Source organism: Sphingopyxis sp. H115 (assembly GCF_001468465.1).
GTDB lineage: Bacteria > Pseudomonadota > Alphaproteobacteria > Sphingomonadales > Sphingomonadaceae > Sphingopyxis.
On the sequence record NZ_LNSA01000025.1, the window covers coordinates 1 to 19,874 of the forward strand.

The following is a 19,874-nucleotide window of genomic DNA, read 5'->3' on the forward strand; positions in this document are numbered from 1 at the left end:
GGGTTCGGGCGTAGGCGGCGGCGGTGCGGCGGCGGCCGTCGTCGGCGCATTCGCGGGCTCCTGAAACCAGCTATGCCGGCAATTGGCGCAGCGCACCGTGCGGCCCGTCGGGCCGATCGCCGTATCGGGAACGACATAGCGTGTGTGGCAGGACGGGCAGGCAAGGATCATGGGGTTCCTCTAAACACGCTGATTCGCGGTGTTGCAAGCCTTGCGTCGCACTCCCGGCTTGTCCTCTGTGGACAGCCGTGCGACAGGCTGCGGAATGAGCGGACCAGCGCCCCTGTTCCTTGCCCCAACACAGGCGCACTATGGCGCGCGCGTGACGCCATGACCGATGCAGCTCCCGCGCGGCCCGGCGGCGCCATGGTCGAATTCGACGGGGTCGGGCTACGGTACGGCCCCGATGCCGAAGTGCTCAGTGATATCAGCTTCAACCTCCAGCCAGGCAGCTTCTATTTCCTCACCGGCGCATCGGGCGCGGGCAAGACGTCGCTTTTGAAGATGCTCTATCTCGCGCAGCGGCCGAGCCGCGGTATCGTACGCCTGTTCGGCGAAGATCTGGTCGCGATGCCCCGCCACCGCCTGCCTGGCTTTCGCCGGCGCATCGGCGTGGTGTTTCAGGACTTCCGCCTGATCCCGCATCTGTCGGCGCGCGACAATATCGCGCTCCCCTTGCGCGTCGCGGGCGTCGGCGAAGAGGATTTGTCGGGGCCGGTCGGCGAAATGCTGAGCTGGATCGGGCTCGGCGATCGCGCCGACGCGCGCCCGGCCACGCTGTCGGGCGGCGAGCAACAGCGCGTCGCGATCGCACGCGCGGTGATTGCACGCCCGCAACTGCTTGTCGCCGACGAACCGACGGGTAACGTTGATCCCGACATGGCGATGCGGCTACTCGGCCTGTTCGAGGCGCTGAACCGCCTCGGGACCACCGTCGTCGTCGCAACCCACGACATCCACCTGATCAGCCGGATTGAAAATGCCCAGATGATGCGGCTGGAAAAGGGGCGCCTGTCCGACCCGACCGGCGCGCTGCGCTATCCGCCGGCGAACCGGGTCTGACCGATGATCATCCCGCGCGTCCCGGTCCAGCATCGCCGCCTGCTTCCCGATCGCCGCCTGTCGGGTCCGACGCCGTGGGTGATCGCGATCCTGATGATGCTGACCCTGCTCGCCGCCGCCGCCGGCGTAGGCCTCGCGCGCTCGGCCAATGCGATCGGCAGCGCGATCGCCGGGCGCGTCACGGTGCAGATCGTCACCGCAAATCCCGTCACGCGCGCCCAGCAGGCCGCGTCGTTACGCCGCGCCGCCGCCGCGCAGCCCTTCGTCCGCTCCGCGCGCTCGGTCGAACAGGAGGAGCTCCGGGCGACGCTCGGCCAATGGTTCGGCAGCGAAGGAAGCGGCGAGGGTAGCGACGACCCGGTGCTGAAATCGCTTCCCCTGCCGGCGCTGGTCGATATCGATTTCGTGGGCGAGGACCGCAGCGGCCATATGCGCGACCTGCAGGCGCTCGTCGCGCGCGAGGCGCCCGGCGCGCGCATCATCCCGCATGCCGAATGGCTCGGCCCGGTCGCGCGGCTGATCCGTTCGCTCGCCTGGATCGCAGGCGGCATGGTCGTGCTGATGACGCTCGCCAGTGCGGCGGTGGTGATCATGACCGCGCGCGCCGCGCTCGCCACCCATTATCCGACGATCGAGATGCTCCACCTGATCGGCGCGACCGACCGCCAGATTACACGGCTGTTCCAGCGCCGCATCGCGATCGATACCGCCTATGGCATCGCGCTCGGCAGCGCCGTCGCCGCGGCGATCCTGCTGCTGATCGGCTGGCAATGGTCGGGGGTCACCGCGGGGCTCGCGACGACCGCGTCGCTCGGCCCCGCAGGCTGGGTGCTATTGCTGGCGCTGCCGCTATTGGCTATCGCGCTCGCAGCCCTGACCGCGCGCCAGACCCTGCTCGCGGCGCTCAAGAAGATATTATGATCAAGCGCCTCTTTTCCCTGTTGTTTCTGGCCTGGGTGCTCGGCTTCGCATGGTTTGCGCTGCTGTTGCCGCTGCCGGCGGGAGCGCAAAAGACCGACGCGATCGTCGTGCTGACCGGCGGCCCCGGCCGCATCGACCGCGCGCTCGAACGGCTCGAGGCGGGTGATGCCAAGCGCCTGCTCATCAGCGGCGTCGCACGCGAGGTGAAACCGCGCGAACTCGCCGCCGAATACAAGCGCCCGGTGTCGCTGTTCGACTGCTGCATCGCGCTGGGGTTCGAGGCCGAGGATACGCGCTCGAACGCGACCGAAGTCGCAACCTGGGCGCAGCGCCGCAAATATAAGAGCATCCGGCTGGTCACCACCGACTGGCACATGCGCCGCGCCGAGTATGAAATCGGCCGCGCGGTCGGCGACACGGTGACGATCCTGCCCGACGCGGTGCGCAGCCAGCCCAATTTCGCGACGCTGTTCCGCGAATATCATAAATATCTCGCGGGGCTGGCGGGCGGCCTCCTCGGCCTTTAAGAAGCGCGCCGATGCGCTATACCGTCGCCCTTCTCCGCTCGATCCTCTTTTGGTTGCTGTTCGTCCTGATGAGCAGTGTCAGTTCGATCGGCGCAGTGATCTCGCTGCCCGTCTCGCACAAGGCGACGATCTGGTTCGTGCGCATCTGGGCGCAGTTCCATCGGTTGATCTGTCGCTTGGTCCTTGGCCAGACAATCGTCGTCGAGGGCGACATGCCCGATATTCCCGTGCTCTATGTCTTCAAGCATGAGGGCGCGTTCGAGACGATCGAACAGCCGGGGCTGTTCGAACATCCGGCCGTCTTTGCGAAAGAACAGCTCTTCAACATCCCCGTTTGGGGACAGGCGGCGCATTTCTATGGCCTGATTCCCGTCGACCGCGACGGCGGCGGCAAGGCGATGCGCGCGATGCTGAACGCCGCCAAGGCCGCGCTCGCCAAAGAGCGGCCGCTGGTCCTGTTCGCCGAGGGAACGCGCATCCCGCATGGGCTGGCGCCGCCGCTGCGTTCGGGTTTCGCGGGCATCTACCGCCTGCTCGGTGTGCCCGTGATCCCGGTCGCGGTGAACAGCGGCATCGCCTATCCGCCGCGCCGCTGGGTCAAATGGCCTGGCACAATCACCTACAAGGTCGGCGAAACCATCCCCGCGGGCCTGCCACGCGAAGAAGCCGAGGAACGCGTGTGGCGTGCGATCAACGCGCTGAACCCGCCCGAAGCGTTATTGGAAGGCTACACAGCCTCCTAATCCCGTTCGTGTCGAGCGAGGGTTCGAGTTGATTCGGCGGACTAATGTTTGCGTCCGAAATCGGGCGCCGCATCATCTTGGCCCTGTTCGATGATCGAGCGGCGGATCGCGCGCGTGCGCGTGAACCAGTCCTCGAGCTTCGCGCCGTCGCCGCGCCGGATCGCTTGCTGGAGCGCCGTCAGATCCTCGTTGAAGCGCTGCAGGGTCGCAAGCACGGCCTCCTTGTTGGCAAGGAAGACGTCGCGCCACATCACCGGATCGCTCGCCGCGATACGCGTGAAATCGCGAAAACCGCCCGCCGAATATTTGATCACCTCGCTCTCGGTGACCTCTTCGAGTTCGCTCGCGGTGCCGACGATCGTATAGGCGATAAGGTGCGGCAGGTGGCTCGTCACCGCCAGCACCATGTCGTGGTGGGCCGCATCCATCGTCTCGACCCGCGCGCCGAGCGCCTGCCAGAAGCCCGTCACCGCCGCCACCGCTTCGCCGGGCGCGCCCGCGCCGGGAGTGACGATGCACCAGCGGCTGTCGAACAGGGTCGCAAAACCCGCTGCGGGTCCGCTATTTTCGGTCCCTGCGACCGGATGCGCGGGAATGACGATATGATCGGGCAGCGCTTTCGCCAGCGCATCGGCTACCCCTGCCTTCGATGAACCGACGTCCGAGATGATCGCGCCGGCCTTCAATCCCGGCGCGATCGATGCGGCCGCATCGGCCATGCGCCCGACCGGAACCGCAAGGATGACGAGGTCGGCGTCGACCGCCGCCGCGGCTGCATCGTCGGCGATCGTATCGCAAAGCCCGAGTTCGCGCGCGAGCGTGCGCACCTCGGCGCTTGCATCGTGGCCGGTGACCGCCACATGCGGCAGCCGTTCTCCGACCGCGCGCGCGATCGACGAGCCGATCAGGCCTAGCCCAACGATCGCGACGCGCTGGAACGCCATCAGCCGTTCAGCGCCGCGCGGATCGCCGCCGCGAGCCCGCGCGTCTCGTCCTCGGTGCCGATCGTCATGCGCAGCGCATTCGGCAACCCCTGGCCGGGCAGCCAGCGCACGATATAGCCCGCGTCCATCAGCCGGTTATAGACGGTCTCGGCGCTGACATCGCCCTCGAACAGCACGAGCAGGAAATTGCACGCCGACGGCACCACGCGCACGCCATGGTTGCCAAGGCTTTCGAGTTCGCCCGCCAGCCAGGCCCGCCATTTCGCATTATGCTCGCGGCTGTGCGCGACGAACTCCGTGTCGCCGAGCGCCGCGACCGCTGCGGCCTGCCCCGCGCGCGTGACGTTGAACGGCAGGCGAATGCGGTGCAGCGCCGAAATCACCTCGGCCGCAGCATAGCCCCAGCCGATGCGCTCGGACGCCAGCCCGTGAATCTTCGAAAAGGTGCGCGTGACGAACACGTTCGGCTGCGTCTTGGCGAGCTCGAGCCCGCCATCGTCCTCGGCTTCCGAGAGATATTCCGAATAGGCCTGGTCGATCACGAACAGCACATTCTTCGGCAGTCCGGTATAGAGCCGCTGAACCTCTTCGCGCGTCGCGAGCGTGCCGGTCGGATTATTGGGGTTGGCGAGATAGACGACGCGCGTCTTGTCGGTCACTGCGGCGAGCAGCGCATCGACGTCGGTCGCATAATCCTTGTCGTCGGCCTCGACCGGCACCGCGCCGACGCGCCGCGCCGCGATCTCGTAGACCGCAAAGCCGTACCGAACATAAAGAATCTCGTCGCCCGCCCCCGCATAGGTCCCCGCCGCGAGATGGAGCAATTCGTCGGAGCCGTTGCCGCAGATGATCCGCGCCGGGTCGAGGCCGAACTTCGCCGCGATCGCAGCCCGCAGCTCGTTCGAGCCCGGATCGGGATAGCGCGACAGCGCATCGGCCGCACCCTGTGCCGCCGCGAACGCCGCGCGTGCCTTTTCGCCCGTCCCGAGCGGATTTTCGTTCGCGCTGAGCTTGATTAGCGGACGCCCGTCGACGCCTGCGGACTTGCCAGGGACATAGGGAGCGATGCCGCTGATCCACGGCTTGGGCGTAAGGGTCTCGGTCGCGTCGGTCATGCCGCGCCGTTTAACGGCTGTGCGCCCCGAGTCCAGCACCTAGTCCAGCACGTTGACACGCCCCGCCCGTCCGCTTAGCCCCGCGCGCACCATGGCGAGCCTGCTCCACCAGATTCAGCATCAAGGCGTGACGATTAACGCGCCGCTGCCCCTCGACAGCGGACAGGTGCTGCCATCGGTGACGATCGCTTGGCAAAGCTATGGCACGCTCAACGCCGACAGGTCGAACGCGGTGCTGATCTGCCATGCGCTCACCGGCGACCAATATGTCGCGAGCGACCATCCCGCGACCGGCAAGCCCGGCTGGTGGGCGCGCATGGTCGGCCCCGGCAAGCCGATCGACACCGACCGCTTCCACGTCATCTGCGCCAATGTGCTGGGCAGCTGCATGGGGACAAGCGGCCCCGCCACGCCCGATGCCGCGACCGGCGCGCCGCTCGGCATGGCCTTTCCCGTCATTACGATCACCGACATGGTGCGCGCGCAGGCGATGCTCCTCGATCATCTCGGCATTTCGCGGCTTCATGCCGTCGTCGGGGGGTCGATGGGCGGCATGCAGACGCTCGCCTGGGCGGCGACCTATCCCGAGCGGCTCGCCTCGGCGCTCGTCATCGCGAGCGCCGCGCGTCATTCGGCCCAGAATATCGCGTTCCACGAGGTCGGGCGACAGGCGATCATGGCCGACCCCGACTGGCAGGACGGCCAATATTATGGCAGCGCGCGCGCGCCCACCAAGGGGCTCGCGGTCGCGCGCATGGCGGCGCACATAACCTATCTCTCCGAGGAAGGGCTGACCGAGAAATTCGGGCGCCGGCTGCAGGCGCGCGATATCAAGAGTTTCGGTTTCGATGCCGATTTCCAGGTCGAATCCTATCTGCGACATCAGGGGCTGGCCTTCACCGACCGCTTCGACGCCAACGCCTATCTCTATATCACGCGCGCGATGGACTATTTCGACCTCGCCGACCCGCACGACGGGCGCCTCGCGGGCGCCTTCGCAACGGCGAAGGACGTGCGCTTCACGCTCGTCAGCTTCGACACCGACTGGCTCTATCCGACCTCCGAATCGCGCCGCGTCGTGCAGGCACTGCAAAGCGTCGGTGCCGCGGCGAGCTTCGTCGAACTGTCGGCGCCCTTCGGCCACGACAGCTTCCTCCTCGACGTGCCCGCGCTCGACCGTCTCGTCGCCGGCGCGCTCGGATCGGGCTTCTGATGGCGCTGCGCCCCGACCTTGCGATCATCGCCGACGCCGTGCCGTCATCGGCGCGTGTGCTCGATGTCGGCTGCGGCGACGGCGAGCTGATGGTTGCGCTGCAGGGCAAAGGGGTCGACGCGCGCGGGCTCGAAATCGACCCCGCGAACGTCACTGCGGCGATCGCGCGCGGCCAGTCGGTGGTGCAAGGCGACGCGAACCGCGACCTTGCCGATTACCCCGACGATGCTTTCGACTATGCGATCCTGTCGCAGACGCTACAGACGACCGAGCGCCCCGACCGGGTCGTCGACGAACTGCTCCGCATCGCCCCGCGCGCCTTCGTCAGCTTTCCCAATTTTGCCCACTGGCGCATCCGGCTCGCGCTGCTGTGGGGCGGGCGGATGCCGGTGACGCGCCTGCTGCCCGTCGCCTGGTACGAAACGCCGAATATCCACCATGTCACGGTCAGCGACTTTCGCGACCTCGTCCGCGACAAGGGCATCAGGGTCGAGCGCGTCTGGCACCTGTCGGGCGACAAACCGGCCAGCGACGCCGCCGCGAGCTGGCGGGCCGAACATGCGATCTTTTTGATCGCGCGCTAGCTCTCCGGTCATCCGCAGGCGCGCAAGCTTTCCGTTGACGTCGAACGAAAGTTTAATTTTCTTCCGTTTATCAGGCGCAAAACGCTTGGAGGATTCGGCAGGCCGATGGATGACTTGCATGACGAGGAGCGCGATCGTCTCACCGCGAATATCGCTTGACTCAAAAACGCCGACCCGGACGACTGGCACCGGGTTGCTCTGGATTTCAACTGGTGCGAGCCTCTCTATTTGCTCGACTGGATCGTGCGGCAGGCCGAATGCGACGTCGCGACCGCGCTGACGATTTTCTGGAGGGGCCAACCTGCATGCTGGATCGGCGACGCGGGGTCGACGCCGGATCGACCGAACGGCTTCTCCTACCTCAACAGACGTATCTGCGCCTATATCGCAAACCGCATCGGCGAGGGCGGCTATCCGCGATCGAAAATCGCCTATGCGCCGGACACATGGACGAAAAAGGATTATGTTGATCTTGCAGAGCAAGAGAAGCGACTGGATAATCCGCTATTTCGCACCCACCCCGATCTTATCCACGACCGCAACGGCCGGACGATCGAGAATGACGCAGCATTTTATGCGCGTCAGGATTTTCATCATTCCTTCGACTGCGAACTGCCCGGCGACACGCCCCGGTCGGATGCCGTGATGGAACGGGTGGGAAAAATCGAACGGGCAATGGTGTCGCTGCTGCCATCATGGCTTCGGCGTTGAGGCGCCGACCGGCGGGGCGATAACGCTAGCCCCGCGTCTTCAGCCCGTTCGCGAGCATATCGTTCGCGACCCGCGCGACCTCTTCGATGTCGGCCCTGTCGTCCCAAAGGCCATAGCGCATCCCCAGGAACACGTTCATTCCGGCAATCGCCCAGGCATGGACTTCGCTCGCATCCGTGCGGATTTCGCCGCGCGCCGCGCCCGCTTCGAGCCGTTGGCGCATACGCTCGACCGTCGTCTCATAGTGGCGGCGATAGCTCGCATAATCGACGAATTCGGCCTCGTCGATGATCCGATAGATTTCCTTATGCTCGCGCACGAAGCCCAGATAGGATTCGAGCCCGATCCGTTCGGCACTGATCTCGTCGGGCGCGGCCTGGACCAGCGGCGTGACATGGTCGCGCAACTGTTCGCTCATGTAGCGGACGAGCGCCTGGAAGATCTCCTCCTTTGAATCGAAATAGGTGTAGAAGCTGCCGAGCGCGGTGCCGGCGCGGCGCGTGATCGCGCTGATCGACGCTTCGTGAAAGCCGCGCTCGCCGAATTCGACCGCCGCCGCGTCGAGCAGCTTGCGAAGCGTCCGGCGGCCACGCTCGGTACGCGGCGTCTTGTCGCGCGCATCGCTTCCCGCATTTCCTGTCGCGACTGGCGGTTGGTCCATGGCTGCCTTCGTCTCCCCTCCGTCGCTGCCCCGACCCTGCATCGTGGCTTTTCGGCACCACAGGCAAGCAAAAAACGACCGATGCATATTCCAAGTTGAAACTTGGTTCATGTTTCATTATTGGATGCGGCGCGGCTTGGCAAGCACCGGCCCAAAGAAAAGCAGAATCAGGGTGGCGCGGGGTCACCCGAGACATGGGAGACTCATATGCGTCCTTTCGCCCCCCGGCTGCGTCGCGCGGTCCTTGCCACCAGCGCCCTTTCGATGATCGCCTTCACGCCCGCAGCCTTTGCGCAGGACGCCGGCGCCAGCGATGCCGGTGACGACGAGATTATCGTGACGGCACGCCGCCGCGACGAACGACTGCTCGATGTTCCCGTCGCGGTCACCGCGATTTCGGGCGATGCGCTCGAAGCGCGGGGCGCGCTCGATCTGACCGATGTCGCGAATATCACCCCCAATACGACGCTCGAAACCTCGCGCGGGACCAATTCGACCCTCAGCGCCTTCATCCGCGGCGTCGGCCAGCAGGATCCCGTCCCCGGTTTCGAGGCGGGTGTCGGCATCTATCTCGACGATGTCTATCTGAACCGTCCGCAGGCGGCGGTCCTCGATATTTACGATGTCGAGCGGATCGAGGTGCTGCGCGGCCCGCAGGGAACGCTCTATGGCCGCAACACGATCGGCGGGGCGGTCAAATATGTGACCAAGGCGCTGCCGCAGGATTTCAGCCTGAAAGCGCGCGCGACCTATGGCACCTACGACCAGGCCGAAGGCGTGCTGACGGTCAGCGCGCCGATCGGCGACATGTTGCGCGTTGGCGGGTCGCTCGCGCGATTGTCGCGCGGCGGATTCGGCGACAATCTCAACATCCCCGGCGTCGAAAATTACAACAAGGACGTCTGGGCGGGCCGCGGCACGATCGAATTCGGGGGCTATGACGCGCCCGTCCTCATCCGCCTCTCGGGCGACTATACGCGTGACAAGTCGGATCCGCGCAACGGCCACCGCCTGATCCCCGGCCTGCTGTCGGGCGCGCCCGTCCTCGACGATGTCTATGACACGCGCGCCGGGCTCAACGCGCCGAAGCAGGATGTCGAAGCGTGGGGCCTCGCGCTCAACGTCACCGCCGAACTCAGCGACAATCTGACGCTCCGCTCGATCAGCGCCTGGCGCAAGGACGACAGCTTCACGCCAATCGATTTCGACGCGCTGCCCGCGGTCGACGTCGATGTCCCCGCCGTCTATCGTAATGAACAGCTGAGCCAGGAATTCCAGCTCCTTTATGAAAGCGACCGGGTGCACGGCCTCGTCGGCTTCTATTATCTCGACGCGCGCGCCTATACCAAGTTCGACGTGATCCTTGCGGAAACCGGTCCGCTGCTGCCGACGCCGGTTCCCGTCGCGCTGGGTTTCGGCCAAAAAACGATCGGCGACGTACGCACCGATAGCTGGTCGGTGTTCGGCGATGTCACCTTCGACGTGACCGACCGGCTGCACCTGTCGGTCGGCGGGCGTTACACCGTCGACAATCGCGACAGCTATATCTTCAAGACCAACCAGATCCTCGGCGCCGATCCCGAGTTCGGAGGCGAGAGCGTCCCGATCGGCGCGCCGATCACCGATTTCGACGGCAAGGCCCGTTTCAAGAAATTCACCCCGCGCGCTTCGGTGTCGTTCGACATCCACGACGACCTGATGATTTACGCCTCCTATTCAAAGGGCTTCAAGGGTGGCGGTTTCGACCCGCGCGGCAGCGCGAATGTCCGCGCGATCGATATCAACAACGACGGCATCTTCGCCTATGACGAAATCTACAATTTCTTTCTGTTCCAGCCAGAAACGGTCGACAGCTACGAAGCCGGGATCAAGGGCGCGTCGGCGAATGGCGACATCAATTTCGCGCTGACGGGATTCTACGCCGATTACAAGAATGTCCAGATTCCGGGATCGGTCGGCATCGACGCGAACAACGACGGGGTGTTCGAGGGCTTTTCGGGCGTTACCACCAACGCCGCCTCGGCAACCTTCAAGGGCCTGGAGCTCGAAACCTCGGCGCGCTTTGCGCATGATTTCGCGGGCGCGGGGTCGCGCATGACCTTTGCCGGCACGCTCGGTTATATCGATGCGCAATATGACGAGTTCATCGGAAACCTCGGTACCGACGTGTCGGATATCACCGATATCCAGAACACGCCGACCTGGACCGCATCGGGCACGCTCGGCGCGCTGGTCCCCGTGGGCGACGGCGACGTCAACCTGTCGACCACTGTCTCCTATCGCAGCAAGACGCAGCAGTTCGAATATCCCAGCCCCTATCTCGATCAGAAGGGTTACGCGCTGTGGGACGCCAGCCTCGTCTATAATTTCGCCGGCGACCGCTATTCGATCGGCCTCCACGCGAAAAATATCCTCGACAAACGATATAAGACGTCGGGCTACCAGTTCCTGCTGACCAGCCCGACCACGGGTCTGCCGCTTGCGGCACCGAACGGCAATCCGATCCCCTCGCTCGGCCGCGAAGGTGTCGCAACCGCCTTCTACGGCAACCCGCGCCAGTTGTTCGTGACCGGCACCGTAAAATTCTGACCGGCGGTTTGTCAAAAAGGGGAAAGGGGCGCTGGCAACGGCACCCCTTTTCTTTGGCCGCGTAACGGCCGTTTTGGGGTGGTGAGCGGACGTTCCTCCCCATCTTCGTTATTCCCGCGAAAGCAGGAATGACGAAGAAAGGAAATGGCAACTAACGGTCGGAGCCCGCCGTCAATCGCCCAGCGCCGGCGCGCCTGTCGATGCCACCATGCGCTCGCCATCGATCACGATCGGACTCGCGACCCCGTCGATCGACGCGCCCGCGCCCTCGGGCCGGAAACGCATGCCGCGCGCGATAACCTGCGGGTCGGAAAATACCTGCGCCAGATCGTTGATCGGCCCCGCCGGCACGCCTTCGGCCTCGAGCGCGACCGACAGGGGCTGCGCGTTCCACGCGGCAATCTTCGCCGCGAGCAGCGGGATCAGTTCGGCACGGTTCGCAAGCCGCGCGGCATTGTTCACGAAACGCGGATCGTCGGCCCATTCGGGCACCCCCAATATCCCGCAAAGCTTTCGATATTGCCCGTCGTTGCCGACCGCGATCACGAGCTGGCCGTCGGCGGTCGCAAAGACCTGATAGGGAACGACATTGACATGGGCGTTGCCCATCCGTTTCGGCACAGCGCCGCTCGCGAGGTAATTGGCCGCCTGGTTGGCGAGCACCGCGACCTGCGAATCGAGCAGCGCCATATCGATATGCGCTCCGCCCCCGGCGACGTCACGACGTCGCAAGGCGGCGAGGATCGCCACCGCCGAATACATGCCGGTAAAGATGTCGGCATAGGCGATACCCGCCTTTTGCGGCGGCCCGTCGGGTTCGCCAGTGAGCGACATGAAGCCGCTCATCGCCTGCACGATATAGTCGTAACCCGCCCGGTGGGCATAAGGCCCCGTCTGGCCAAAACCAGTGATCGAACAGACGACCAGCCGCGGAAAATCGGCGCGCAGCCGCGCCGGGTCGAGCCCATATTTGACAAGCCCGCCGACCTTGTAATTCTCGATGACGACATCGGCGTCGGCGAGCAGCGCGCGCACCGCCGCCTGGCCCTCGGCGCGCGCGATATCGATCGCGACGCTGCGCTTGCCGCGATTGCAGCTGTGATAATAGGCCGCGCCCAGAGCTTCGCCGTCGGCGCCGGTGACGAAGGGGGGCCCCCATTGGCGCGTGTCGTCGCCCGCACCCGGCCGTTCGACCTTGACCACCTCGGCGCCAAGGTCGGCGAGCAATTGCCCGCACCAGGGGCCCGCGAGCACACGCGCCAATTCGACGACGCGGATGCCCTCCAGCGGTTTAGGCAAAGGCCGAAATGCCCGTGATCGCACGGCCGAGGATCAGCGCGTGGACGTCGTGCGTGCCTTCATAGGTGTTCACCGTCTCTAGGTTCACCGCGTGGCGGATGACATGATAATCGGCCGAAATGCCGTTGCCGCCGTGCATATCGCGCGCGACGCGCGCGATATCGAGCGCCTTGCCGCAATTGTTGCGCTTCAAAAGGCTGATCGCATCGGGGACCAGGCGCCCCTCGTCGATCAACCGGCCGACGCGCAGCGCCGCCTGGAGTCCGAGCGCGATTTCGGTGAGCATGTTGGCGAGCTTCAATTGCACGATCTGGTTCGCCGCAAGCGGACGTCCGAACTGCTTGCGCTCACCGGTGTAGTTGCGCGCCGCTTCGTAGCAGAATTCGGCTGCGCCCATCGCGCCCCAGCCGATGCCGTAACGTGCGCGATTGAGGCAGCCGAACGGACCCTTGAGTCCCGACACATGCGGCAACAGCGCATCTTCGCCGACCTCGACCCCGTCCATCACAATCTCGCCAGTGACCGAGGCGCGCAGGCTCACCTTGCCTTCGATTTTCGGCGCCGACAGCCCTTTCATGCCCTTTTCAAGCACAAAGCCGCGGATCGCGCCGTCATGCGCTTCGGACTTCGCCCACACGACAAACACATCGGCGATCGGCGAATTGGTGATCCACATTTTCGCGCCCTTGAGGCGGTAGCCGCCTTCGATCTTTTCGGCGCGCGTGCGCATGCCGCCGGGGTCGCTGCCGGCGTCGGGTTCGGTGAGGCCAAAGCAGCCGACGAGGTCGCCCGAGGTCAGGCCGGGCAGATATTTGCGTTTCTGTTCCTCGCTGCCATAGGCGTTGATCGGGTGGATCACGAGGCTGCTCTGCACCGAACAGGCCGAACGATATCCCGAATCGATGCGTTCGACTTCACGCGCGATCAGGCCGTAGCTGACATAGTTCAGCCCCGCGCCGCCATATTCGGGGTCGATCGTCGCGCCGAGAAGGCCGAGCTGGCCCATTTCCGACATGATCTCGCGGTCAAACCGTTCGTCGAGAAACGCCGAGGTCACACGCGGCAACAGCGCATCGGTCGCGTAGGACCGCGCGGTGTCGCGCACCATCCGCTCCTCGTCGCTCAGTTCGGCGTCGAGCTGGAGGGGATCGAGCGGATCGAGCGCTTCGATGCGTTGCGGGTCGGCGAGGGCCATGGAACGGGCTTCCTTAAAAGGGCGGGCAGCCCTTACGGAATGCGCGCTACGGGGTCGGTTCGGCCGTTTTGCGGGCCATTGCGGCAGCGGGGCTGTCGCGCGGCTCCAATATCGCCGCGGTCTCGATCAGGTCAAGCGCGCGGCGCGCTTCATGATAGCGCCGTGCATCGATCAGCCAGTCGGTCGCCGCCGCCGATCCGGGCATGGCTTCGACCTCGGCGATCGCCTTGTCGGCCTGGCCCCCGGCAAGATAGCGACGCGCGCGTTCGAGCCGTTCGGACGCGCGCGGCGATTGCGTCCCCGCGGCGCGTACGACGAACAATTCGCCGAGTTCGCGGCGAAGCCCGGTCCACAGGCTGCCGTTACTGTCGCCGCCGCGCCCGACCAGCTGTGGTGCCAGCGTATCGAGTTCGGCACGCAATTGTTCGAGCGTAACCGGTTCGCGCGACGTGTCGATGATGGTTTTTACCGCATTGGGCTGGTCGTCGCCGAACCGCAGGCGGAGCTGCGCGTCGAGATAGCCGAGCGACAAGCCGCGATCGAGCGCGCGGCGCACCGCAAAGGCTACGAGCAGGCCTTCGGCACGCGACGCGTTGCCCGACGCCGATTCGGCTTCGAGGGTGATGCGCGAGAGCCGCTGCTCGAGTTCGGCGACGCGCGCGGCGAGCGCATTGGCACCGTCGATCGGCGCAACGACCAGCGGTTGGCCGGCGGCGGGGGCTTTTACGGCCCCGCTGGCGACTACGACCGGGGTCGGTGCACCGCCCGGCGATTCGATCATTTTCGTGACCGGCACGCTGTCATTTCCCGTCAGCCAGCGATTCACCGCCCATCCACCCCCGACGACCCCGATCAGGAGCAGGAGAAAAGCGCCAATGGCGAGTGCGCGAAACGATAATCCTCGCGCAGGAACCCCCTCGTCCTTCGCGGGCAAGGAGGTGTCGATGCTGTCGATTGCCATGTTTCTCTTTCGAACGACCCTATTTGGGGACCTTGTGCCACAAAGCATGCGCTTGTGCCAACATTGCGCCGTCGTCGGGCTGTCCCGCGATGGCGAGGTCGCCCCAGCCGTCGCCCGCCGCAGCGGCAACCTGCGCGCTTATCGCGACGAGCGCCAGATGCCCGCGGGCCGCACCGACCAGCTCGGAAACATAGGCGGCGGCGCGCACCGAATGCGCAAGCAGCAGCGCCGGCCTGTCGATCAGGTGCGCCCATTCGGCGGACGGCGCAATCGGGTCGACGGCATAGCAGGGCAGCGACGTGATCGCGGCGCCCCGGGCGTCGAATTCGGAGCGGTCGCGCCCGCAAAGCCATAATATACGGCGAATATTTCGTGACGCCATACCATCAAGAAGCTGCTGCGCGCCGGCTGTGCCCACTGCATCCACCGCCAGACCCGCCGCGTTCGCCGCGTCCGCAGTCGCCGCGCCGACGGCATGGACGGGCAGCGATGCCAACGCCGAAAGCCCCGGACCGGCGAGACGCGGCGCGGACGCGCTGGTCAGCAGCAAGGCATCGAACGCGCCGGCCGCAGGGACCGTCCAGTCGAGCGGCCGCGCAGCGAAAAGCGGGAGTGAGCGAGCGTCAAATCCCATCGCGCGGGCGCGCGCGACGGTTGCGCCATTGCCCGGTTCGGGCCGCGTGACGATCAGCGGCGCGCCGCTTTTCATGCCCCGCCGAACAGGCGCCGGACATTGTCGGGCGCGGCGGCAAGCAAGCGTCGCGCCAGCGCTTCCGCCGCTTCGGGGCCGTCCAAAATGGCATGTCCCGCGCCATGGTCGGCGCCGTCATCCGAAAAAATCTCGGCGTCGAGACGCAGATTCCCGTCTGCCTGCCAACTTGCGTGCGCGGCGACGGGCGACCGGCAATCGCCGCCCAGCGCGGCAAGAAATGCGCGCTCCCCCGCAACCGCCCGGTGCGTCGGTTCATGATCGATCGCCGCGAGCAAGGTGCAGGCCGCATCGTCGTCGGCGCGGCATTCGATCCCGATTGCCCCTTGCGACGCGGCGGGAAGCAGCATGTCGGCCGCCTGCACCGATCCGACGTCATGCATCCCGAGCCGGTCGAGCCCCGCCGCCGCGAGCAAGGTGGCATCGGCGTCGCCATCCGCAATCTTGGCGAGCCGCGTCGCGACATTGCCGCGCAGCAGCACCGTTTCGAGGTCGGGACGGATGCGCTTCACCTGCGCCGCGCGGCGCGGGCTGCTCGTGCCGAGCCGCGCGCGGTGCGGCAGGTCGGCGATCGTCGCCGCAGATATCCCCTCGCGCACGACGAGCCGGTCGCGCGGGTCGGCACGCTCGAGCATCGCGCCAAGGAAAAAGCGCGCGTCGCGCAGCGTTTCGACGTCCTTCAGCGAATGGACGGCGATATCGATCCGTCCCGAATCCAGCGCGGCGTCGAGCTCGCGGGTCCACAACGCCTTCCCGCCGACTTCGGCGAGCGCGCGATCCTGGATCTTGTCACCCGTCGCGGTCATGGGCACGATTTCGAGCGCCGCCATGTCGATGCCATGGCTGGCAATCAGCGCCGCCGCCGCCATATGGGCCTGGGCCATCGCCAGCGGCGAGGCCCTTGTGCCGATACGCAACGGGTTTTCGGGGGTGGGAATGCCAATCATGCCGATGCTGCTAGCGCGGCTTGCCCTCGCGATAAAGGGGCGGGTAAAGGAGCGCGCAACAATATGACTCTCATCCTCGGCCTTGAATCGAGCTGCGACGAAACCGCGGCGGCGCTCGTCGACAGCGAACGGCGCATATTGGCGCACCGCGTCGCGGGGCAGGAAGCGGAGCACAAACCCTATGGCGGTGTCGTGCCCGAGATTGCAGCACGCGCGCATGTCGACCGGCTCGCGCCGATCGTCGAGGGCGTCCTGACCGATGCCGGCGTGACGCTCGCCGAGGTCGACGCGATCGCCGCAACCGCCGGGCCGGGGCTGATCGGCGGCGTCATGGTCGGACTCGTCACCGGCAAGGCGCTCGCGCATGCCGCGAACAAGCCGCTGATCGCGGTCAACCATCTCGAAGGCCACGCGCTGAGCCCGCGCCTCGCCGATCCGACCCTCGCATTCCCATATCTGCTGCTGCTCGTCTCGGGCGGGCACTGCCAGCTGCTGCTCGTGCGCGGCGTCGGCGACTACCGCCGCCTCGCGACGACGATCGACGACGCCGCGGGCGAGGCGTTCGACAAGACCGCGAAGCTGCTCGGCCTCGGATATCCCGGCGGTCCCGCGGTCGAGCGTATCGCGAAGGACGGCAAGCCGGACGCCGTGCCGCTGCCGCGACCGCTTGTCGGCAGCGCCGAGCCGCATTTCTCCTTCGCAGGGCTCAAGAGCGCGGTTGCGCGCGCAGCCGCGAGCGGCGAGCATAACGTCCCCGACCTCGCAGCGTCCTTTCAGCAGGCGGTCGTCGATTGCCTCGTCGATCGCAGCCGCATCGCGCTCGCCGCTTGCCCGGAAGCGACCGCTTTCGTTGTCGCCGGCGGTGTCGCCGCGAACGGAGCGATACGCACCGCGCTCACCGCACTCGCCGCGCGTTTCGACAAGGCCTTCGTCGCGCCGCCGCTCTGGCTCTGCACCGACAATGGCGCGATGATCGCGTGGGCGGGCGCCGAACGCTTCGCCGCAGGACTCACCGACCCGCTCGATACCGCCGCGCGCCCGCGGTGGCCGCTCGATCCCGATGCCGAGACGGTCCGCGGAGCAGGAGTGAAGGCATGACGTCCTATTCGAACTTCGGCGTCGTCGGCGGCGGAGCGTGGGGCACCGCGCTCGCGCAATTGCTTGCCGCGGACGGGGCACCGGTGCGCCTGTGGGCACGCGAAGAAGATGTCGTCGTTTCAATCAATAGCGAGCATCGCAATCCGCTCTTCCTTCCCGGCGCAGCGCTGTCGCCGTCGCTCACCGCGACGACCGATCTCGCCGCCATGGCCGGCCTCGACGCATTGCTGGTCGTGGTCCCGGTTCCGTTTCTGCGCGCGGTGCTTGGCGATCTGCCCCCCGGCGATGCCCCGCTGATCTTCTGCAGCAAGGGCATGGAGGCGGACAGTTTCGCTTTCCCCATCGACATGGCGCAGGATCTTGCACCCGGCCGGTCCCATGCCGTGCTCTCGGGCCCGACTTTCGCGCACGAGGTCGCCGCGGGCCTGCCGACCGCGATCACGCTCGCCGCTGCCGACGCCGCGCTCGCTACCTCCCTCGCGCAGGCGCTCGCACGCCCGCATTTCCGCCCCTATGTTTCGACCGACGTCATCGGGGCCGAAATCGGCGGCGCGGTCAAGAATATCCTCGCGATCGCCTGCGGCATCGTCGACGGGGCCGGGCTCGGGCTCAACGCGCGCGCGGCACTGATCAGCCGCGGTTTCGCCGAAATGACGCGTTTCGGCCTAGCGCGCGGCGCGCAAGCCGAAACGCTTGGTGGACTCGCCGGCCTCGGCGACCTCGTGCTGACCTGCACCTCGTCCAATTCGCGCAACTTCGCGCTCGGTCAGGGGCTCGGTCGCGGCGAAGAGGCCGCCACGCTGATGGCCGATCGCCGCACCGTCGCCGAAGGGGCGTTCAGCGCCCCCGTTGTCGCTGCGGCCGCGCGCGCCGACGGCATCGACATGCCGATCACCGATACCGTCGCGCGCCTCGTTGCGGGTGAAGTGCGCGTCGCCGACGCCATTCATGCCCTGCTCAGCCGGCCGCTGCGATCCGAAGGCCGATGATGGGCCGCACACAATTGCCTGCTCGCCTGCGCCACGCTAGACTGACCGGCAGGGCGAGGCAGAAGGGGCGCGAGGCTTGAGCCAGACGGACAGCGCAGCCGCGCCCGCTTCGCCGGACGGTCCCCCGCGGGACGCGGATACTGCGGCCCTCGCGAAGGGCGGGCGCACCAACTTCTTCGGCTTCATCCTCCGCCTCGTCGCGCGCCTGCCCTTTCTGTATGTGGCGGGCCGTTGGTACGGGCCAGAAGCGGTCGGGCGCTTCGCCTTTGCCGTGCTTGTCATCGAACTTGTCGCACAGCTCGCGACGCTGGGACTCAAGCGCGGACTCGCCGAACAATTGAGCGCGCCTGGCGCCGACCACCGCACCGTCGTCTGGGACGGCATGTTCGTCGCCTTCATCGCCTCCTCCGCCGGGTCGCTACTCCTTGTGCTCTTCCCGCAGATCATGTTTCCGTCGGGCGGCATCGACGGCACCGACCGCTGGATGGCGCTGCTCGTCTTCGCGATCGCCGGGACCGACATCGCGCTTGCCGCCTGCGCCTATAAATTCGATATCGGCGCGACGGTGCGCGCGCGCGCGGTCGTCGAACCTTGGGTCATCAGCGCCGCCGCCGCCGGATTCTGGTTCGTGTCGGTGCGCGACGGCCTCATGCTCTCCTATGCCGCCGCGATGCTCGGCGCCTTCCTGACCGCGCTGATCCCGATGCTTCGCCATTATGGCGGGCCGCAGGGGTGGCAACCACACCCTGCACACCTGATCGCAGTTGCGCGGCGCAACGCGCCGCTCGCCGCCGCCGACGCAATCGAATGGGGCACCCGCCGGCTCGACCTATTCATCCTGGGCCAGTTCACCTCGCCGACGATCTACGGCATCTATTATATGGCGCAGCAGGTCGCCTCGCTGCCGCAAAAGCTGAAGACGAGCTTCGAGCCGATTCTCGGCCCCGTCATCACGCGCAACCTCGCCGAAAAGCGGCTTGCCGCCGTGGCCGCGCAAGTGAGTCAGGTTGGGTTCTGGATCATCGCGGCGCAGGCGGGCGTCGCGCTCGCGCTCGGCATCCCGGGTGAGGCGGTGATGGGCCTCGTCGGCCCCGAATTTGTGAGCGGCACCGCTGCGCTCGCCTTCCTGCTCGCAGCCGAAGTGGTGGCGGCGACCGCGGTCGTCAGCGAAGCGGCGCTCGTCTATGTCGCGCGCCACCGCAACCTGCTGATCAGCATCGCCACGCTCGCGCTGCAAGCCGCCCTCAGCGTCGCGCTGATACTGGTCGCACAATCGATGGGCCTGCCGCCCATCTATTACGCCGGCGCGGTGGCGCTGGCGCTGATGCTCGCGCTCGGTTTCGCCTCGGTGGTCAAGGCGCGGCTGCTCGCGCGCGTGCTCGGCGCGCCGGTCAACAGCCTGCGCTGGGCGCTTGTGTGGGCGACTGCGGGCGCCGCGGTGCTCGGCTGGGGCGCGACCCAGCTTCCCGAATGGGCCGAGCTGCTAATCGGCGTGCCCTTCATCCTTGGCGTTTACGCGTGGCTGATCTGGACGCGCGGTTTCGGCCCTGCCGATCGCGCGCTGTTCAAGAAGCACCCCGATCCGGCCGAAGCGGCCGCCGCCTGA

The 19,874-nt window shown here is 66.6% G+C and carries 19 protein-coding genes and 1 pseudogene; 11 read left to right on the forward strand and 9 right to left on the reverse strand.

What is annotated here, in order from left to right; translation table 11 throughout:
• Positions 1-171, reverse strand: a 171-nt coding sequence (locus ATE71_RS15935; RefSeq protein WP_201022970.1) for a zinc-ribbon domain-containing protein, incomplete at its 3' end; no start/stop codon positions are given.
• Between the two features lie 159 nt (positions 172-330).
• On the opposite strand from ATE71_RS15935, the gene ftsE reads away from it, so the two are divergent.
• The 4 genes from ftsE to ATE71_RS15955 are packed head-to-tail and all read left to right on the forward strand — an operon-like array spanning position 331 to position 3,253.
• A complete protein-coding gene (gene ftsE / locus ATE71_RS15940; RefSeq protein WP_058804306.1) occupies positions 331-1,062 on the forward strand; it encodes a cell division ATP-binding protein FtsE in 732 nt (243 codons plus the stop codon).
• A 3-nt stretch (positions 1,063-1,065) separates the two neighbouring features.
• Positions 1,066-1,983, forward strand: coding sequence for a cell division protein FtsX (locus ATE71_RS15945; RefSeq protein ID WP_058804307.1), 918 nt, complete (start codon positions 1,066-1,068; stop codon positions 1,981-1,983).
• Positions 1,980-2,510 (forward strand): YdcF family protein, encoded by a 531-nt coding sequence (locus tag ATE71_RS15950; protein WP_058804308.1) that lies wholly within the window; start codon positions 1,980-1,982, stop codon positions 2,508-2,510. Before ATE71_RS15945 ends, ATE71_RS15950 begins: the two co-directional genes overlap by 4 nt.
• Before the next feature lie 11 nt (positions 2,511-2,521).
• Complete coding sequence (locus tag ATE71_RS15955; protein ID WP_058804309.1) at positions 2,522-3,253, forward strand: lysophospholipid acyltransferase family protein; 732 nt, start codon at positions 2,522-2,524, stop codon at positions 3,251-3,253.
• A gap of 41 nt (positions 3,254-3,294) precedes the next feature.
• Here ATE71_RS15955 and ATE71_RS15960 read toward each other — a convergent pair whose 3' ends face one another.
• Together ATE71_RS15960 and hisC are read right to left on the reverse strand one after the other, a co-directional pair.
• A complete protein-coding gene (locus ATE71_RS15960; protein ID WP_058804310.1) occupies positions 3,295-4,200 on the reverse strand; it encodes a prephenate/arogenate dehydrogenase family protein in 906 nt (301 codons plus the stop codon).
• Positions 4,197-5,312, reverse strand: coding sequence for a histidinol-phosphate transaminase (gene hisC / locus ATE71_RS15965; RefSeq protein WP_058804311.1), 1,116 nt, complete (start codon positions 5,310-5,312; stop codon positions 4,197-4,199). The genes ATE71_RS15960 and hisC overlap by 4 nt, the downstream gene beginning before the upstream one ends.
• Positions 5,313-5,403: 91 nt before the next feature.
• Between hisC and metX the strand changes: the two genes are divergently transcribed.
• From metX to ATE71_RS15980, 3 genes and pseudogenes are all read left to right on the forward strand, one after another.
• Positions 5,404-6,525, forward strand: coding sequence for a homoserine O-acetyltransferase MetX (gene metX, locus ATE71_RS15970; RefSeq protein WP_058804312.1), 1,122 nt, complete (start codon positions 5,404-5,406; stop codon positions 6,523-6,525).
• On the forward strand, positions 6,525-7,109 hold the full coding sequence (gene metW, locus ATE71_RS15975) for a methionine biosynthesis protein MetW (RefSeq protein ID WP_058804313.1): 585 nt from the start codon (positions 6,525-6,527) through the stop codon (positions 7,107-7,109). The genes metX and metW overlap by 1 nt, the downstream gene beginning before the upstream one ends.
• A 183-nt stretch (positions 7,110-7,292) precedes the next feature.
• Positions 7,293-7,820, forward strand: a pseudogene (locus ATE71_RS15980) (DUF4274 domain-containing protein); the annotation flags it as partial.
• Between the two features lie 25 nt (positions 7,821-7,845).
• Here ATE71_RS15980 and ATE71_RS15985 read toward each other — a convergent pair.
• Positions 7,846-8,481 (reverse strand): TetR/AcrR family transcriptional regulator, encoded by a 636-nt coding sequence (locus ATE71_RS15985; RefSeq protein ID WP_058804360.1) that lies wholly within the window; start codon positions 8,479-8,481, stop codon positions 7,846-7,848.
• Positions 8,482-8,688: 207 nt separating this feature from the next.
• Between ATE71_RS15985 and ATE71_RS15990 the strand changes: the two genes are divergently transcribed.
• The gene (locus ATE71_RS15990; RefSeq protein ID WP_058804315.1) at positions 8,689-11,070 is read left to right on the forward strand and encodes a TonB-dependent receptor; all 2,382 of its coding nucleotides are present in this window, start codon (positions 8,689-8,691) and stop codon (positions 11,068-11,070) included.
• A 171-nt stretch (positions 11,071-11,241) separates the two neighbouring features.
• On the opposite strand, the gene ATE71_RS15995 is transcribed toward ATE71_RS15990, so the two are convergent.
• The 5 genes from ATE71_RS15995 to hemC are packed head-to-tail and all read right to left on the reverse strand — an operon-like array spanning position 11,242 to position 16,181.
• Entirely contained in the window at positions 11,242-12,369 is a 1,128-nt protein-coding gene (locus ATE71_RS15995) for a CaiB/BaiF CoA transferase family protein (protein WP_058804316.1), read from the reverse strand.
• Positions 12,362-13,564: an acyl-CoA dehydrogenase gene (locus ATE71_RS16000; protein WP_058804317.1), complete on the reverse strand. Its 1,203-nt coding sequence runs from the start codon at positions 13,562-13,564 to the stop codon at positions 12,362-12,364. The genes ATE71_RS15995 and ATE71_RS16000 overlap by 8 nt, the downstream gene beginning before the upstream one ends.
• A gap of 46 nt (positions 13,565-13,610) precedes the next feature.
• Positions 13,611-14,525, reverse strand: a complete 915-nt coding sequence (locus ATE71_RS16005; RefSeq protein ID WP_058804318.1) for a mitofilin family membrane protein — start codon at positions 14,523-14,525, stop codon at positions 13,611-13,613.
• Positions 14,526-14,544: 19 nt separating this feature from the next.
• A complete protein-coding gene (locus ATE71_RS16010; protein WP_058804319.1) occupies positions 14,545-15,234 on the reverse strand; it encodes a uroporphyrinogen-III synthase in 690 nt (229 codons plus the stop codon).
• On the reverse strand, positions 15,231-16,181 hold the full coding sequence (gene hemC, locus ATE71_RS16015) for a hydroxymethylbilane synthase (RefSeq protein ID WP_058804320.1): 951 nt from the start codon (positions 16,179-16,181) through the stop codon (positions 15,231-15,233). Before hemC ends, ATE71_RS16010 begins: the two co-directional genes overlap by 4 nt.
• 63 nt (positions 16,182-16,244) lie before the next feature.
• Between hemC and tsaD the strand changes: the two genes are divergently transcribed.
• From tsaD to ATE71_RS16030, 3 genes are all read left to right on the forward strand, one after another.
• A complete protein-coding gene (tsaD, locus tag ATE71_RS16020; protein WP_058804321.1) occupies positions 16,245-17,279 on the forward strand; it encodes a tRNA (adenosine(37)-N6)-threonylcarbamoyltransferase complex transferase subunit TsaD in 1,035 nt (344 codons plus the stop codon).
• Positions 17,276-18,268, forward strand: a complete 993-nt coding sequence (locus tag ATE71_RS16025; RefSeq protein ID WP_058804322.1) for an NAD(P)H-dependent glycerol-3-phosphate dehydrogenase — start codon at positions 17,276-17,278, stop codon at positions 18,266-18,268. The genes tsaD and ATE71_RS16025 overlap by 4 nt, the downstream gene beginning before the upstream one ends.
• A 76-nt stretch (positions 18,269-18,344) precedes the next feature.
• On the forward strand, positions 18,345-19,874 hold the full coding sequence (locus ATE71_RS16030; RefSeq protein ID WP_058804323.1) for a lipopolysaccharide biosynthesis protein: 1,530 nt from the start codon (positions 18,345-18,347) through the stop codon (positions 19,872-19,874).

Coding starts and splice junctions, on each gene's coding strand:
- ftsE (WP_058804306.1), top strand. CDS start 331: ATGACCGATGCAGCTCCCGCGCGGCCCGGCGGCGCCATGGTCGAATTC.
- ATE71_RS15945 (WP_058804307.1), top strand. CDS start 1,066: ATGATCATCCCGCGCGTCCCGGTCCAGCATCGCCGCCTGCTTCCCGAT.
- ATE71_RS15950 (WP_058804308.1), top strand. CDS start 1,980: ATGATCAAGCGCCTCTTTTCCCTGTTGTTTCTGGCCTGGGTGCTCGGC.
- ATE71_RS15955 (WP_058804309.1), top strand. CDS start 2,522: ATGCGCTATACCGTCGCCCTTCTCCGCTCGATCCTCTTTTGGTTGCTG.
- hisC (WP_058804311.1), bottom strand. CDS start 5,312: ATGACCGACGCGACCGAGACCCTTACGCCCAAGCCGTGGATCAGCGGC.
- metX (WP_058804312.1), top strand. CDS start 5,404: ATGGCGAGCCTGCTCCACCAGATTCAGCATCAAGGCGTGACGATTAAC.
- metW (WP_058804313.1), top strand. CDS start 6,525: ATGGCGCTGCGCCCCGACCTTGCGATCATCGCCGACGCCGTGCCGTCA.
- ATE71_RS15985 (WP_058804360.1), bottom strand. CDS start 8,481: ATGGACCAACCGCCAGTCGCGACAGGAAATGCGGGAAGCGATGCGCGC.
- ATE71_RS15990 (WP_058804315.1), top strand. CDS start 8,689: ATGCGTCCTTTCGCCCCCCGGCTGCGTCGCGCGGTCCTTGCCACCAGC.
- ATE71_RS16000 (WP_058804317.1), bottom strand. CDS start 13,564: ATGGCCCTCGCCGACCCGCAACGCATCGAAGCGCTCGATCCGCTCGAT.
- ATE71_RS16005 (WP_058804318.1), bottom strand. CDS start 14,525: ATGGCAATCGACAGCATCGACACCTCCTTGCCCGCGAAGGACGAGGGG.
- ATE71_RS16010 (WP_058804319.1), bottom strand. CDS start 15,234: ATGAAAAGCGGCGCGCCGCTGATCGTCACGCGGCCCGAACCGGGCAAT.
- hemC (WP_058804320.1), bottom strand. CDS start 16,181: ATGATTGGCATTCCCACCCCCGAAAACCCGTTGCGTATCGGCACAAGG.
- tsaD (WP_058804321.1), top strand. CDS start 16,245: ATGACTCTCATCCTCGGCCTTGAATCGAGCTGCGACGAAACCGCGGCG.
- ATE71_RS16025 (WP_058804322.1), top strand. CDS start 17,276: ATGACGTCCTATTCGAACTTCGGCGTCGTCGGCGGCGGAGCGTGGGGC.